Source organism: Bacillus sp. AFS029533, assembly GCF_002585125.1.
GTDB classification, from domain to species: domain Bacteria; phylum Bacillota; class Bacilli; order Bacillales; family Bacillaceae_G; genus Gottfriedia; species Gottfriedia luciferensis_B.
Genome location: NZ_NUQC01000043.1, coordinates 1 through 16705, shown reverse-complemented (window position 1 = coordinate 16705; position 16705 = coordinate 1). Strand labels below are relative to the sequence as shown.

The following is a 16705-nucleotide window of genomic DNA, read 5'->3' as shown; positions in this document are numbered from 1 at the left end:
AGGATTTATCATGAATCTATTATTTAAAAATGCAACCATTTTCCCCATTACATCTCAAGTCTTATATAACCATGATTTGTTAATTGAAAATGGGAAAATAAAAGAAATTGCACCTGAGATTTTTTCGATTGAAGATCAAACAATTGTCATAGAATGTGCAGGAAAACCACTTTTTCCAGGTTTTATTGATGTACACACTCACTTAGGACTGTACGACGAAGGAACTGGTTGGGCTGGAAATGATGCGAATGAAACAATTGAAGTATTGACTCCACATATTCGATCAATGGATGGAATATTGCCACTTGATGTTGCTTTTACTGATGCAATCCAACATGGAATTACAACAGCTCATATTATGCCTGGTAGTGGAAATGTAATTGGTGGAACAACTTGTACAATTAAAACATATGGTAAAAGTGTCGATAAAATGATTATTCAAGAACCGTCTGGATTGAAAATCGCTTTTGGTGAAAATCCAAAAAGAACTCATAGTAACGGGAATAAAGAATCAATTACTAGAATGGGTATTATGGGAATGCTTCGTGAAGCATTCTATGAAGCTAAAAACTCGCATAACCCAGATGACTTTCGAATTTTACCAATTATTAAAGCTTTAAATAGAGAAATTCCAGTACGAATTCATGCTCATCGTGCAGATGATATTTTATCAGCTATACGTTTTGGAGAAGAATTTAACTTAGATATACGAATTGAACATTGTACAGAAGGTCATTTAATTATTGACCATCTAAAGGATCGAAACCTTCAAGTATCTGTTGGTCCTACATTAACTAGACGTTCAAAAATCGAATTAAAAAATAAATCCTGGACTACATACAAAGCTCTTGCTGATATTGGGGTAAGTGTTTCAATTACAACTGACCACCCTTATACGCCAATTCAGTATTTAAATGTATGTGCAGCTATAGCAGTTCGAGAAGGTTTACCTGAGCTCGAAGCTTTAAAAGCAATTACGATTAATCCAGCAAAAAATCTTAATTTATCTCATAGAATTGGTAGCTTAGAAATTGGTAAAGATGGTGATGTAGTATTATGGTCCCATCATCCGTTTCATTATATGGCTAAACCATTACTCACTGTCATAGATGGTAGAATTGTGTATAAAAATATCGAATAATTTTAGTTTGCAATTTGAACAAAATCGTTTATTATAGTATAGTAAGAACGTTTGCGGTAAATTAAATAGAAAGTGTGAAAACACTTTTCTTATATAGTATTTTAACGGGAAAGGCAAATGGTGAGCCACCAGTAAATCGCTGGTCCTAGTGGGTTCGATTCCCACCCCGAAATTTTAGGGTGCATTAAAAAATTATTCATAATTTATTCATAGTTAATGCACTTCACAGGACTTTAAATTTTATTGTTTTAGTCCTCACAAAAATTTCGCGGGTGGCGTAACCTTCTTTCGCTACCCTTATTATGAGGAGGAGTAGAGATGCTGAAACAGCGAGATTTACAAGATTGTTCTGTACTTTTTGAACTTATGGTGCATCCTGATGTCTTTCCCTTTGTGCGCCATAAAGCAAATTCGTACGAAGAATTCTTATTTATCACAAAACAAGCAATCGAACTAGAAGAACAAGGAAAAATGATATCAAGAACAATCTTAGATGAGTGGGGTAACCCTATTGGTAACATTTCTTTACATGATATTGAAGATGGATATGGCTTTTTAGGAACTTGGTTAGGCAAACCTTTTCACGGAATGGGTTATAATAAACCAGCAAAAGACGCTTTCTTCCATGAGTTATTTCACGATTTAGGAATCAACTCTATTTTTATGCGTATTCGTAAAGTGAATAAACGTTCTTTTTATGCTGCAAGTAAACTACCATACGCATCATTAGCAAATGAATCACGTAAATGTCTATATGATGAAATAAATCAAAATGAAGAAATTTACGATCTATTTGAAATTACTAAAGACAATTATTTATTGCATACAATGCGTGAAGATTACCAACAACATGAAGTTACACATTTAAAAGAAGCATAATTAAGTATATCAGCCACAAAAAATGGAGAGACTTACTAAGGATTTTATAACTTAGCGAGGTGTTTTTTGTGGATAAACGAAAAGATAAAACGAGACGTAATTTAAGTTCTACTCAAGAAGTATTATATGCAAAAGAATTTAAAAGAGCTGATCGTGCTGCAGGTTATACTAATTTTAATGGCATAGGCAAATAATTTTATTCAAAAAGGCTTTCTTAGGAAGCCTTTTTTGTTTTTCTAGAATAATTTTATAACGAGTAATGCTCCGTATAACTATCTTGCAAAATTTACAATATCTTATTTAAATTTCACTTGATTCAATAATATAAACCGAGGACGGTCTAACATAATATTCCTTACTAAGTTTTTCCTTTATTCGATGCATTTCATCTTCAATTTTTTCTCCTCGAACAAAAGATCCCCCTTCGATTCCATTCTGATCATCTATTAAAACATACCAAGAAAATCGAAACTCCTTCATTAAAATTCACCCTTTAAAATAAGAAACTAAAAATGACTATTTTTCATTATATTCACTAACCTCAAATTTATTTTAGTCAATCGTCTAAATAATCTTAAAAAGCTAATAAAATAAACTGTCCTTTAAATGTTAGACGCCTACTAACATAAAAAGGACAGTTCAAAGTAATTAGTTTTATTAACAAGTTTGTAATTCTTTCATTTGAGTTAATAGTTGATAAGCATGATTTACACTTTCATTTGATGGTGGTTGAATATCTTTTAAAGGATATTTTAATCCTAATGCTTCCCATTTATAAACTCCTAATTGATGATATGGTAAAATTTCTACTTTTTCCACGTTACTTAAAGTCTTTATAAAGCCACCTAGTTTTATTAGATCAACTTCAGAGTCGGTGATTCCAGGAACTAATACATGTCTAATCCAAACCGGGATATTTCTATTGTCCAAGTATTTAGCAAAGCATTTAATCTGCTCATTTGATTTTCCCGTAAGTTTTATATGTTTTTTTCCATCAAAATGCTTTAAATCTAATAAAACTAAATCAGTGTATTCTAATACTTCGTCTAATTTTAATAGAAAGTTTGGATCAGTACTGAAACATCCACCAGATGTATCAATCGTTGTATGAATCCCATTTTTTCTACAAGATTTAAACAGTTCTAATAGAAAGTCTAATTGTAATAATGGTTCTCCACCACTAACCGTAACCCCACCTCCAGATGATCTCATAAATGGGATATAGGTCTTGATATCCTTTATTACTTGATCAACTGACATTTCTTTACCTGCTCCAATTTTCCACGTATCTGCGTTATGACAATATTGACATCTTAATAAACATCCTTGAGTAAAGATTACATATCTAAGACCTGGTCCATCGACAGTTCCACAAGTTTCTATTGAATGTATATTTCCTGAAACCATTGTCATTCACCTCTTAACTATTTTTTTCCTAATTTAGTAAAAACATTAAAGCCTAGTGAAGCATTTCCCTCACTAGGCATGAATTACAGGGATTTTTACATAGAACCGTGGAAAGTTCTATTTATTACGTCAATTTGTTGTTCCCTAGTTAGTTTTATGAAGTTAACTGCATAACCCGACACTCTAATCGTTAATTGTGGATATTCTTCAGGATGTTCCATCGCATCCATTAATGTTTCTCGATTGAACACATTTACGTTTAAGTGATGGCCACCTTTTTCCGAATATCCATCTAACATTGCTACTAAGTTTAATATTTGTGTACTCTCGTCCTTACCTAAAGCTTTTGGAACGATTGAAAAAGTATTTGAAATTCCATCTTGTGCATCCTCGTAAGGTAATTTCGCTACAGAACTTAATGATGCTAGCGCTCCATTTGTATCTCGTCCATGTAACGGATTGGCACCTGGAGCAAATGGTTCACCTGCTTTTCTTCCGTCTGGTGTATTACCCGTCTTTTTACCATAAACAACATTAGACGTAATCGTTAACACTGATGTTGTATGAATTGAATTACGATATGTTTTATGCTTTCTTACTTTTGCCATAAAGCTTTCAACAAGTTCTACAGCAATATCATCTACAAGATCATTGTTGTTCCCGTATTTTGGATACTCTCCCTCAATTTCAAAATCAACAACGATTCCATTCTCATCGCGAATTGTTTTAACATTTGCATGCTTGATAGCTGATAATGAATCAGCACAAACTGATAATCCTGCAATACCTGTTGCCATTGTACGTTTTATATTTGCATCATGTAACGCCATTTCAATTCGTTCATAGCTATATTTATCATGCATAAAGTGGATACAATTTAATGTGTTAACATATAAGCCTGCTAACCAATCTAATAAAACGTCGAACTTAATTTTTACTTCTTCATAGTCAAGATACTCAGATGTAATTGGAGCATACATAGGTGCTACCTGAGCTTTTGACTTTTCATCTTTACCACCATTAATCGCATATAACAATGCTTTAGCAAGATTTGCACGTGCACCAAAGAATTGCATTTGCTTACCGATTGTCATAGCGGAAACGCAACATGCAATGCCATAATCATCACCATATTCCGGACGCATGATATCATCATTTTCATATTGAATTGAGCTAGTTTTAATTGACATTTTTGCGCAATATTGTCTAAATCCGACTGGTAGTTTTGATGACCAAAGGACAGTTAAGTTAGGTTCTGGAGCTGGTCCTAGGTTATCTAAAGTATTTAAAAAACGGAATGAGTTCTTTGTTACAAGTGGACGACCATCTATTCCTATTCCACCGATTGACTCTGTTACCCAAGTAGGATCGCCAGAAAATAATTCATTATAATCAGGCGTACGAGCAAACTTGACTAATCTCAGTTTCATTACAAAATGATCGACTAATTCTTGTGCGTCTTGTTCAGTTAAAGTACATTCTTCAAGATCTCTTTCTATATAAATATCCAAAAATGTTGAAACTCGCCCTAAGCTCATAGCTGCTCCATTTTGTTCTTTTATTGCTGCTAAATAGCCAAAATATAACCATTGGAAAGCTTCTTTTGCATTTGTCGCAGGTCTAGCAATATCAAACCCATGTTTTGTTGCCATTTGTTTTAATTCATTTAATGCACGGATTTGTTCATTTATTTCTTCACGATCCCTTATTACTTCTTCTGACATAACACTTGTTGTTTTATTTAAAGTATCAATTTTATCGTTGATCAGTCGATCTACACCATATAACGCTACCCTTCTATAGTCACCAATAATTCTTCCACGACCGTAAGCATCAGGTAGACCAGTAATCACACCCGAACGTCTTGCTGCTTTCATTTCTGATGTATAGGCATCAAATACGCCTTGATTATGTGTTTTTCGATATTCTGTAAATATTTTACTTATTTCATCATCTACCTTATATCCATAAGACTCGCATGATGCTTCAGCCATTCGAATTCCACCAAATGGTTGTAATGATCTTTTAAACGGTTTATCTGTTTGGAATCCGACAATTTGCTCTAATTCTTTCTCTAAGTATCCTGGTTCGTGTGAAGTAATCGTAGATACAATTTTCGTATCCATATCTAAAACTCCGCCATTTTCGCGTTCTTCTTTAGATAATTTAAGTACTAGATCCCATAGTTTGTTAGTTGCATCTGTTGGGCCTAAAAGAAAAGAGTCATCCCCAACATAAGATTTAACATTTTTTTGAATAAAGTCCCTTACATCAATCGTTTGTTCCCATCGTCCAGTTTCAAATTGTCTCCATTGTTCCATCGTATTACTCCTCCTCTTCTGCATATAATACAGAAAGTTAATTAAGTATATAACAGATTACATATCTAATTTAACATACGATGAACCGAAACAATCCTTTGTATTATGAACATATTGTGAAAAATTGAACAAAGTAGTTAGAAAGTTAACTCATATAAACACTTAATTCTTTCCACTAAATTACAGTTGCTTCATATATATAGTAATTCACTCTGAAAACTTTCCTGTTAAACGACAAACTGTTATACTCAAAAGATAGTAACTGTATTAGCAAAATCTTAAAAATATGTGGACAAGACATTCACAATTCAAATATGCGATAATACTATGGTTAATACACAAATGAATAGTCCAATTGAACAATGTTTATATAAAGGAGTAATTTATGAATACAAAACTAAATCTTTCTAGTTCGATTAATGAAAAATTAAATTTAATATATAATGAACAAATTCAAAAAGTTCTAAAAGAAGAGCAATTATTAATCGGAACAAAACAATATGTTTCTCAAGATAAAACGATTTTAGAAGATGCTATTACTGCCCTTCTACTTGGTAAAAATATATTATTAAAAGGTCCAACAGGAAGTGGTAAAACGGTTTTAGCAGAGACTCTTTCAAAATTGCTTTATCAACCGATGCACAGCATAAACTGTTCAGTCGATTTAGATTTAGAAGGTATAGTTGGATACAACACAATTGCCTCTAATACGAACGGATCTGAAGTAGTATTCATCGATGGACCTTTAATGAAAGCAATGAAAAAAGGTCATATTTTATATATTGATGAAATTAACATGGCTAAACCAGAAACATTACCATTACTACATGGTGCACTTGATTATCGAAAAATGATTACAAATCCATTTACTCAAGAAGTAGTAAAAGGTGACGAAAACTTTAGAGTAATCGCCGCAATAAATGAAGGATATGTAGGAACAAGCGAATTAAATGAAGCTTTAAAAAATCGCTTCATTATCATAGATGTTCCATATATTAATGGGGAATCATTACTTCAGTTATTAAAAGATGAATCTGAGCTAAAAGATGAAGAACTACTGAAGAAATTCACAAACTTTTCAAGTGATTTAATTCCATTAGCAAGTGAAGGCAGAATTAGTGAAGATGCAGCAAGTATTCGCGGTGTTCTTGACGCATGTGATTTATCTGTTCATATACCAGTGCTTCGAGCAATTGAACGCACAATTATCGCTAAATTAAGTGATGACATTGAGCGCGAGACTGTTAGAGAACTAGCTGAAAGTTATTTTCTTTCTTGAAATGAGTGATGATTAACATATGAAACAAATCATTTTTAACAATAAAAAAATCGACGCTTCTACTTTTCTTCAAATGGAAAATTTATCAATTTCTCTTTCGAAAGATCGTAGTTCATTTTTAGAATTTGATTTTCAAGCGTATTACGACGATGAAGAACAAAAATTTACTGTAAGTCATTTTTGGGATACACAAGAGCATAGTACACAGTTACAAGGTTTGAAATCAGATGTTTACTTAAAAGCTTTAGGTAATAAACATTACTCAGATTTTAGTGAATTCAAAGATACACTAAAGGAATTACAAGAAACTCATTTAAAAAGTTTTTTCACACAATTGTTTGTCCTTCTTGAGGATATCCGACTTGAAGAGTTGATTATTCATCAAAGGCCAGGTACAAGACAATTATTTTCTACGAGAAAAAAAATATATAGACATTATTTTCAATCACAATTCAAAGCAAATGAAATGCGTAATTTCCAATTAGATCAGTTGTTTTGTTTAATTTATCTTTCACTTACTTCTACTCAATTAACTTATCAAACGAATGAACAACTAGAGGATATTTTACCCATCCTCTTCCAAGCGTTTGAAGCTAAGAAAACAAGTGATATTTCTTCTATTGTATTTAGAGTGCAGCAGAGATTACTCTCACTATATAAGGAAGATATGATTCACACATATTTTGGCTATTTACCGTTAAATAAAATTAACGAATTAGCTTCATGTAATAGTAAGGTAAAAGAGCTTCAAAATGACGACCAACAAGAGGGTCTTGATGAAAGAAATAGCGAAGATGAAAGATTATCAACCTGGCATAGAGAAAGTAAAAATAATGAAACAGATGATAATTTTTTACGATTTGAAGTTGAAAGTGGTACAAAAACTTCTATTAAAGCAAATTTTGCACGAGAAGAAGAGGCCGGCGATCAGGCAATTGCAAATGCATTTGGTTCCTCTAAACAAGGAGAGAATAAAAAGTCAAAACAAACTGATTCATATGAGGCTACGAATTCATCCTCTGCGCAGCAAAATCCTTTTGGTAAATACAATAGTAATGTTTCTATTAAATATAAAGAAGCAATTGGGCAAACAGTTACTGAAAAGAAACAGTATTCTACATTGTCTTCAATGGTATCTAAAGATGTTAAAGAACTAAGAAAAACGATTGAAAAATCATTAGAAAATAAACAAAATGCACCTACTGATAAATACTATGGTAGGTTAAATAAAAAATGGATTCGACTTTTCACAGATGAAAATCCTAAAATGTTTTATAAAAAACAAACTGAATCGAAAGAATTAGATGCTGTATTTTACTTACTAGTAGATTGCTCGGGATCGATGTTTAATAAAATGGATGAAGTGAAAAAAAGCGTCATTTTATTCCATGAAACATTAAAACAATTAAAAATCTCTCATAGCATTAGCGGCTTTTGGGAGGATGCTTCAAATGCTACAAAAGAAAACAAACCAAATATTTTACATCAAGTCATTCCGTTTTCAAGCTCTTTATCACCTTCTGTAGGTCCAAATATCATGCAGCTTCAAGAAGAAGAGGACAATCGTGACGGCTTAATGATTCGAATTGTTTCAGAAGAACTAGCTAAACGTTCGGAAAAGCATAAGTTTTTACTCGTATTTACAGACGGCGAACCTTCAGCATTAGATTATTTCCAAGATGGGATTATCGATACGCATGAAGCAGTTAAACAAGCTAGAAAACTTGGAATTGAGGTAATCGGTACATTCATTGAGGAAGAAGAACATCAAGAAGAAACTTCACAATTAATGAAAAATATTTATCAGCACCATTACTTAATCGCTTCAAATGCAGAAGATTTAAGACTACAATTAAAACCAATGTTAAAAAAGTTATTATTAAGAAGCATAGAATAAGATAGTTGTCCATAAGATGAAAAGAAATAGGTTTACTAGTAACCTATTTCTTTTTATTTTATAAGAAGTTAGAATATTTTGTCGAACAGATTTACATAATGAAATCGTATTTCCTATTGATTTTTAAAATTAAACGGAGTACGATAAATTTTGACGACTTAGAGAGATGCATATTTAAAGAAAAGCTAGTGAATGACCGCTAGTTTGTTTTGTATTTAAGGGGGATTAGGACTATGCCTACTTCAATTAAAGCAACATTTTCACGTGTACGTTTCGTATTACTAGTTGCGTTAGTAGTTTGGCTAAAAACGTATATTGTTACTCTGTTTGGATTCGATTTAAAAATTGATACCGTCTTTCAAAATGTAATATTATTTATTAGCCCTTTGGCATCCTCATTATTCCTTGTAGGGATCGCACTTTTTTTCAAAGGGAAAAAACGTAATACGATCGCGCTTTTGATTAATTTCATTTTAACCTTACTATTATGTGGAAACGTTTTATTTTACGGATTCTTTAATGACTTCATAACATTACCAGTGCTGTTCCAAACTAGTAATATGGGTGATTTAGGATCAAGCGTAAAAGAACTAGCAAGCTTTAAAATTCTTTTTATGTTTATTGATATTCTTATCCTATATTTAATCTCAAAGAAATTTCCTAAATTTTCAAACACTGGTCGAGTACCTTCATTTATGAAGTCAACTTACTATTTAATTACGATTGCAATTGCAGTTTTAAACTTAGGTTTAGCTGAAATGGAAAGACCCGAATTACTTACTCGTTCGTTTGATCGTGAAATGCTTGTAAAAAATCTTGGATTATATGTGTACCAAGGTTATGATTTATCACTTCAAACAAAGACTTCAACACAAAAGGCCTTTGCGGATAGTAGTAAATTAACTGAAATTGAAAACTATGTAAATAGTAACGGCGCAAAAGCAAATGCCAAGCTTTTCGGTAAATATAAAGGAAAAAATGTTATTGTTATTTCTTTAGAATCAATGCAAAATTTCACAATTGGCGCAAAGGTTAATGGGAAAGAAATAACTCCATTTTTAAATAAATACATTAAAGAAAGTTATTATTTTGACCACTTCTATCACCAAACCGGCCAAGGAAAAACATCTGATGCGGAGTTCATTATTGATAACTCTTTATATCCATTAGACCGCGGTGCTGTCTATTTTACACATGCAAATAACGAATATATGGCTACACCTGAAATTTTAAAAGATCAAGGATATTATTCAGCTGTATTCCATGCAAATAATAAAAGCTTTTGGAATCGAAATGTAATGTACCCTTCTTTAGGTTACGATCGCTACTTTAATGAAGTAGATTATAATATTACCGATGAAAACTCGGTAAACTGGGGATTAAAGGATGAAGATTTCTTTCAACAATCACTTCCTCTTTTATCACAAGTGAAACAACCGTTTTATACTAGATTCTTAACTTTATCAAACCACTATCCTTTCGTACTTGATCCTCAAGATCAATACATTGATCAATATAATTCTGGTGACGAGACACTTGATCGTTATGTAACGACAGTACGATATATGGATGAATCAATTAAACACTTTGTTGAAGGTTTGAAAAAATCAGGTCTATATGATAATACAATTCTTGTAATGTATGGTGATCATTATGGTATTTCTGAAAACCACAATCGTGCAATGGCTCAGTTCTTAGGTAAAGACGAAATTACTCCATATGATCATATGGATTTACAACGTACACCATTTATTATTCATTTACCTATGCAAAAACAAGGTCAAACAATCTCAAAGGTTGCTGGTCAAATTGATGTAAAACCTACGATTCTTCATCTGTTAGGCGTTGATACAAAATCAGATATTGAATTTGGTAAAGATTTATTTAGCCCAGATTATTCGGAATTCATTGTTTTCCGTGATGGAAGCTTCGTTACAAGTAAATATTATTATGTAGCTGGCTCTAATGAATTTTATAATCGATTAACTGCTGAAAAAGTAGAAGTTCCTGATCAAGAAGCGAAACTATTAATTGATAAAGCTAAAAAAGAACTAACACTTTCAGATAATATTGTTTACGGTGATTTATTCCGTTTCTACAGTGGCAACAAGCATAAAACAGGTACAATGCAAACAATAACTGAACCAAATCAGTAAAATGTACTTCAATTAAATTTTTAATTTTATCCACCGAGAGATGCTTTTACAAGCATCTCTTTTTGTTATAATATGGTATTTATACATAGTTTTTTAATTAAAATATAGTGGGAGGATATTAATTGTATAAAAACTCTAAGTTATTATTTTGGACGATCGAATTACTATTATTATTCTTAGTCTTATTCGTTGGAACAAAAATATCATTCTTATTTCAACCAATTGGCATTTTAGTTAGTACTTTATTCGCGCCAATACTTGTTTCAGTCTTTCTATATTTCCTATTCGCACCAATAGTTGATTTTTTAGAGCGTAAAAAAGTGCCTCGTTCAATAGGCATTCTTCTTCTCTATCTCGGATTAATCCTAATTGCTGTAGTATCTATCATTAATGTATTCCCGACCTTAACTGATCAATTTAAAGATTTAGTAAATAATATGCCAACAATTGTAAATGAAGCAACAAATAAGATTGGTCTATTAGAGAAATGGTTAGGAAGTCAAAATTACGTTGAAATTAAAGATTTAGAAAAGAAAGTCGCAGACTATGCCCTAGTATTTATCGGTGGCATAACTGGTGGAATTGGTGCGTTTTTCAATATTTTAAGTAATGTAACGTTAATCATATTAACAGTTCCATTTATACTGTTCTATATGTTCAAAGATGGTCATAAGTTTCCAGCTGCGATGTCGCGTTTTTTACCGCAAAGCTTAAGAAAAGAAGCAATTCATATTGCAAATGAAACAGGCGAAACATTAGCATCTTACATTCAAGGTCAAACGATTGTTTGTATTTTCGTTGGAATTGGAACATTTATTGGATATAGTATTATCGGATTACATAATGCCCTAATTTTAGCGTTAGTAGCTGCTATTACAAATATTATCCCATACTTTGGCCCGTTTATCGGTGGAGCTCCTGCAGTGATCGTTGCGGCTCTAATTTCTCCAAAATTAGCGTTATTCGTTGTACTAATCATTGTAATTGTTCAACAAATTGATTCAAACTTAATCTCACCATATATTATGGGGAAAAAGTTAAATATTCATCCTTTAACGATTATTCTATTATTATTATTCGCTGGTAACTTTGCTGGTGTACTTGGTATGGTTTTAGCTGTGCCAACCTATGCAATTTGTAAAGTAGTGATTGTTAATATATCTAGGATCATCAATTTAAGGAAAAAAGCAAAATTCGCAGATAAGATTATTGATGACGACATTGAAACAAATATCGAAATAAACATTAACAACGATAACGACCAAAAAGAATAAAAAAGAGCAAGAATAATGAAGTTGGAGTGATTTCCACTCCTAACACTTCCGTTATTCCTGCTCTTTTTTTACAAGTTAAACGTCTCTCTTCCCTGCTCTCTATTTAAGAGCCATTCTTTCCTCCACAGTCCACCAGCATAACCAGTTAACTTACCATTTGACCCAATAATGCGATGGCATGGAACGATAATACTTAATGGATTTCTTGCATTTGCATTCGCAACAGCTCTTACTGCCTTCGGGTTCCCTATACGATTAGCAATATCTGCATATGAAGCAGTTTCTCCATATTTTATTTTAACTAGTTCCTTCCACACACTTTCTTGAAAAGGAGTTCCTTTTGCAATTGATTGAATACTAAATTCCTTCCTAGATCCATTAAAATATTCAATTAGCTCATTTGCAGCATCCTTTAAAGAAGGAGGTACTATTTTTTGAATTTCATCATTGTCTTCTTTGACAAAATCTATATATGACACTCCTTTTGCATTTCCAACGATCCTCAATGTACCTAACGGAGTGTCTATATAAGCTGTATCTAATTGATTCATAAATCATTCTCCTATGTATTAAGTTAGATTATCTATCTAAATTTGGAAAATACTCCATTGCTTCAGTACCTTGATTATAACCGTTCCTCTTATAAAAATTAACTCCTTGCTCACTTGGCCAAACAATAACAAATTCGAACTTCATTTCACTTACCCATTTATTCACTTTGGAGATTAATTTTCCTCCAATCCCCTTCCCTCGATAGTCCTTTAATGTATATACATTCGTCATGAAAGCAAAAGGATTAGTCACTCTACCAGGTCGGGGTACTTTTTGAATAAGTTCAATATAAATATGGGAAACAATTATATCTTCTATTTCAGCAACCCATATATACCACTGTTTACTGTTTATTGCATTTAGTAAAAAATCACGACATTCACTGTAAAAGTCATTGTATTCGCTCTCTTTAATTCTTCCAGTCTCATAATCTTCCAAAGTAAAGTCCCATCTCATCTTAATTAACTGCTCAATATCTTTTATTTCTGCCAACCTCAAATTCATTTTATGCCCCCTTAATCCTCTGTACCTAAAACATCGGTATTAGGTGGAATATACCCCATCTGTCGAGCCATCGAGACAATTTGTCCTTTATGATGATATTCATGTGTAATTGCATGTACTAGTAATTTTATCGGTGTGATAGATATTTCTTCATTTTGATCTCTCCAAGGAATCTTTCTTACAATTGGTTTATTTAATTGATCAAGTTTCATATCCAATAATTCACTCACGAATAGATCAGCTTGTTCAAATCTTGATTTAATATCATCAAGACTAAGATTTACAACATTTCCCTTTGGCGTAATTGGCTTTTTCGTTTTCAATAATATAAAGGATCCAACCCATGCAATATAACATTCAGCCATATGTAGTAAAGTTTCTCTAACACTTTGGAAACCGAACCCGTCTAATTTACGAGTAAAATCCTCTTGCTTTAATTCACCACAAAAATTTAACAATGCTTCACGATTTTCTTTTACCCATTGATATTCCTTCAGATTCACTACAATCACCTCTTAAATTATTGATTAATTAAGCTATTCTATTGAGTGGTAGAAATTACCTTTAAGTAAAATGATAAAAGGTCTGCGGAAACATCCACAGACCTTGATTCTTTTATACAAATAACTTTAAACTTACTTGAACAATTAATAAAACAGAAACTGAAATTAATAGAATTCTAGCTAACTTCATTGGAACAAATTCCGCAAATCTTAATCCTACTTGATTACCTACAATTGAAGCAGCAGCCATCGTCACAGCAATTTTCCATTGGAAGTGACCTGTCATATAAAATATAATAAATGCTGATAAACAACTCCCAAAATTTAATACTCTAGCCAACTGAACTGCATTAACATAAGTAAACCCTTTTTTAATAAAATACAAGATTGCAAATGTTGAAGAACCTGGACCAAAGCCCCCATCATAAACACCAATACCCGTCAAAATGCCCCTATCTAGCAATGTTTGCTTTTCAACACCACTTTTATTCGTAGTTTCATAGTTCCACTTTTTACTTGCAAAAGTTAACCATAATGAACCAGTTAATAAGACTAATGCCACAATATTCATTACATGTTCATCTAACATACTCGTTACAAATGCACCAATTCCCCCACCAATGAAAGAAACTAATATAAATTGAAAAATGACTGAAGCCTTAAAATCTTTCTTTTTAATTGTATAAAGAATACTACTAAACGACCCTAGACCTGAGGCAAACTTATTTGTGGCAATACCCGTTTGAATAGGAATGCCAAGAAAAATCATCATCGGGAGTGTAATTAATCCCCCGCCACCTGCTAATGTTCCAACTACTGCTGCACCGATTCCTAAAATAAAAAGTAATAATAGTGAGTCCATTTTCCTATCTCCCTTTTTTGCGTCTACCCTTACTATACACAAAATATTCGAAAAAAGGGAAACTAAAGACCTCATTATTTGTGGTTGATTATGGAATAGCAGGACTAAGGAGAGAAATTAAAAGAGGATTGGGACTTTATCACTAAAATGAGGAACGTGATAAAACTGCAATTAAGTCAGTACTGCAAATAAGTGATAGTAGTCCGCAAATAAGGGAGCTAACTGTGCAATTAAATGAGGAATAGCTGCAAATAAACAGCGAACTGCAATTAAATTTCGAAAATCGCAAATAATAACAGCAGAACTGCAATTAAAATTAGAGAATCGCAAATAAAAATAGCAAAACTGCAATTAAAATCCCAAGAATCGCAAATAAGTTAGAAGAATACCTATAGTAGTACAGGTATTAAAACGTAATTACCAGGCAGAAATAGCTAAATTTCAACTGGAATAATAGCAAAATCGCTCTAAGTATTCTCTAATCGGATAAAAAACGATAAAAATATGCTAGTTTACTATAAAGAGTAGCAGTCCCCCCCTCACAAATGAATAATACTGACGAGATACCCCGCATCAACATAAAAAAGAGCTTGCCCACCCGTCAATTAACCTGACTTATGGACAGCCCTCTATATTTAAAAAATACTCAAATTATATCGTGAAGCCAGTAACTCTAATAATTTTATACCGGCTATACTATTTCCTTTTTCATCAAGTGACGGGCCATAAACACCAATTCCAAATCGGCGAGGTACCGCACCCATAACACCGCCAGAAACACCACTTTTAGCAGGAATTCCAACTTTAATCGCAAACTCACCCGATGCATTATACATCCCACAAGTAACCATAAAAGTGTTACAAATCTTTGCGATTTTTTCAGGTATAAGCTGCTTTTTAGAAATTGGATCCCAACCATCAAGCGCGAAAATAAGTCCTATTCTCGCCATTTCTAAACAGTTTATTTCGATTGAACATTGTTTTGTATATAAATCTAATAACAATTCAACATCTTCAGTAATAATTCCATGCTCTTTCATAAAGTAGCAAAGCGATCTATTCAAGTGCGCTGTTTCAAATTCAGATGTAGCAACTTCTTTCGAATAAGAAAGATCTTTATTATCTGTTAAAACTCTCATAAAGTTTAAAAGTCGTTGAAAGCGATCTTTTATACTATGACCTTTAATCATACTTGTAACTGCCAAAGCCCCCGCATTAATCATTGGATTTAACGGCTTTCCAGCAGACCTAACTTCTAATTTTGCAATTGAGTTAAACGGATCTCCTGTAGGCTCCATCCCTACTCGCTCAAATACATAATCTTCGCCACGATCCATTAAAACTAAAGCTAGCGAAATTACCTTCGAAATACTTTGCAAAGTAAAACGAATGCTCGTATTTCCAGCCTCAAAATGTCTTCCATCAGGCAAAAACACAGCCAACGATAAATCCTTTTTATTTGCCTTTGCAAGAGCAGGAATATAATTGGCTACTTTTCCATACGGAATAAACTCTTTTGCCTCTTCAATAAGGGCTTTCAATTCCTCTAAATTGTGTACTTCTTTTTCCTCTCGAAATCCATTCTGCGTCATAAAATCACCTATTTATTTAATTTTTAAGGGAAAAGACCTTCCCAAAATCACTTTATAAGATTATTCCTACAACTATTAACTACCTACTCTTCACGTTTTTCTTATCTACTTCTTCTACTAGATCTGCCTTCATTTCTTGATTTCCCTGCACTTCTTGATCTTCCAACACTTTCTGTTCTTTCGCCTCTTCTAGAATTCCCCGCATTTCCTGGTCTTTCCGCTCTACCGGCATTTCTCAGTCTATCTCCCCTGCTTGCAGTTCCTGCTCTTTCTGCTCTGCCTGCATTTCCCGTTCTTTCCGCTCTGCCTGCATTTCCCGCTCTTTCTGCTCTGCCTGC

Annotated in this window: 15 protein-coding genes and 1 pseudogene; 7 read left to right on the top strand and 9 right to left on the bottom strand. The window is 32.8% G+C overall.

The features are described 5' to 3' along the window. Positions 1–10 precede the first annotated feature (10 nt). From COE53_RS20190 to COE53_RS20180, 3 genes are all read left to right on the top strand, one after another. Positions 11–1141 (top strand): amidohydrolase, encoded by a 1131-nt coding sequence (locus COE53_RS20190; protein ID WP_025671592.1) that lies wholly within the window; start codon positions 11–13, stop codon positions 1139–1141. A 318-nt stretch (positions 1142–1459) separates the two neighbouring features. Next, the gene (locus COE53_RS20185; protein WP_025671591.1) at positions 1460–2020 is read left to right on the top strand and encodes a GNAT family N-acetyltransferase; all 561 of its coding nucleotides are present in this window, start codon (positions 1460–1462) and stop codon (positions 2018–2020) included. Positions 2021–2088: 68 nt separating this feature from the next. Then, positions 2089–2214, top strand: a complete 126-nt coding sequence (locus COE53_RS20180; RefSeq protein WP_069035250.1) for a YfhE family protein — start codon at positions 2089–2091, stop codon at positions 2212–2214. 106 nt (positions 2215–2320) lie between these two features. On the opposite strand, the gene COE53_RS20175 is transcribed toward COE53_RS20180, so the two are convergent. The 3 genes from COE53_RS20175 to pflB all read right to left on the bottom strand — a co-directional run bounded on the left by COE53_RS20175 (position 2321) and on the right by pflB (position 5748). Further along, a complete protein-coding gene (locus COE53_RS20175; protein WP_069035251.1) occupies positions 2321–2500 on the bottom strand; it encodes a hypothetical protein in 180 nt (59 codons plus the stop codon). A gap of 177 nt (positions 2501–2677) precedes the next feature. After that, positions 2678–3427, bottom strand: coding sequence for a pyruvate formate-lyase-activating protein (pflA, locus tag COE53_RS20170; protein ID WP_069035252.1), 750 nt, complete (start codon positions 3425–3427; stop codon positions 2678–2680). A 95-nt stretch (positions 3428–3522) separates the two neighbouring features. Beyond that, entirely contained in the window at positions 3523–5748 is a 2226-nt protein-coding gene (gene pflB, locus COE53_RS20165; protein ID WP_286162604.1) for a formate C-acetyltransferase, read from the bottom strand. Positions 5749–6133: 385 nt separating this feature from the next. On the opposite strand from pflB, the gene COE53_RS20160 reads away from it, so the two are divergent. The 4 genes from COE53_RS20160 to COE53_RS20145 all read left to right on the top strand — a co-directional run bounded on the left by COE53_RS20160 (position 6134) and on the right by COE53_RS20145 (position 12354). Beyond that, positions 6134–7027: an ATP-binding protein gene (locus COE53_RS20160; protein ID WP_069035254.1), complete on the top strand. Its 894-nt coding sequence runs from the start codon at positions 6134–6136 to the stop codon at positions 7025–7027. Between the two features lie 19 nt (positions 7028–7046). Next, a complete protein-coding gene (locus COE53_RS20155) occupies positions 7047–8924 on the top strand; it encodes a vWA domain-containing protein (protein WP_069035255.1) in 1878 nt (625 codons plus the stop codon). Between the two features lie 233 nt (positions 8925–9157). Beyond that, positions 9158–11080, top strand: coding sequence for an LTA synthase family protein (locus tag COE53_RS20150; RefSeq protein ID WP_069035256.1), 1923 nt, complete (start codon positions 9158–9160; stop codon positions 11078–11080). 122 nt (positions 11081–11202) lie between these two features. Continuing rightward, positions 11203–12354 (top strand): AI-2E family transporter, encoded by a 1152-nt coding sequence (locus COE53_RS20145; RefSeq protein WP_069035257.1) that lies wholly within the window; start codon positions 11203–11205, stop codon positions 12352–12354. Between the two features lie 68 nt (positions 12355–12422). Here the strand turns inward: COE53_RS20145 and COE53_RS20140 are convergent, their stop codons facing one another. The 6 genes and pseudogenes from COE53_RS20140 to COE53_RS24145 all read right to left on the bottom strand — a co-directional run. Continuing rightward, positions 12423–12905, bottom strand: a complete 483-nt coding sequence (locus COE53_RS20140; RefSeq protein WP_098948632.1) for a methylated-DNA--[protein]-cysteine S-methyltransferase — start codon at positions 12903–12905, stop codon at positions 12423–12425. Between the two features lie 28 nt (positions 12906–12933). Continuing rightward, positions 12934–13410: a GNAT family N-acetyltransferase gene (locus COE53_RS20135; RefSeq protein WP_098948631.1), complete on the bottom strand. Its 477-nt coding sequence runs from the start codon at positions 13408–13410 to the stop codon at positions 12934–12936. Between the two features lie 11 nt (positions 13411–13421). Next, positions 13422–13913 carry a DinB family protein gene (locus tag COE53_RS20130; RefSeq protein WP_098948630.1) on the bottom strand — a complete coding sequence of 164 codons (492 nt, stop codon included), beginning with the start codon at positions 13911–13913 and terminating at the stop codon, positions 13422–13424. Positions 13914–14025: 112 nt separating this feature from the next. Beyond that, positions 14026–14775 carry a sulfite exporter TauE/SafE family protein gene (locus COE53_RS20125; protein ID WP_069035261.1) on the bottom strand — a complete coding sequence of 250 codons (750 nt, stop codon included), beginning with the start codon at positions 14773–14775 and terminating at the stop codon, positions 14026–14028. A gap of 635 nt (positions 14776–15410) precedes the next feature. Beyond that, the gene (gene glsA / locus COE53_RS20120; RefSeq protein ID WP_069035262.1) at positions 15411–16367 is read right to left on the bottom strand and encodes a glutaminase A; all 957 of its coding nucleotides are present in this window, start codon (positions 16365–16367) and stop codon (positions 15411–15413) included. 101 nt (positions 16368–16468) lie between these two features. Then, a pseudogene (locus COE53_RS24145) lies at positions 16469–16705 on the bottom strand (hypothetical protein); the annotation flags it as partial.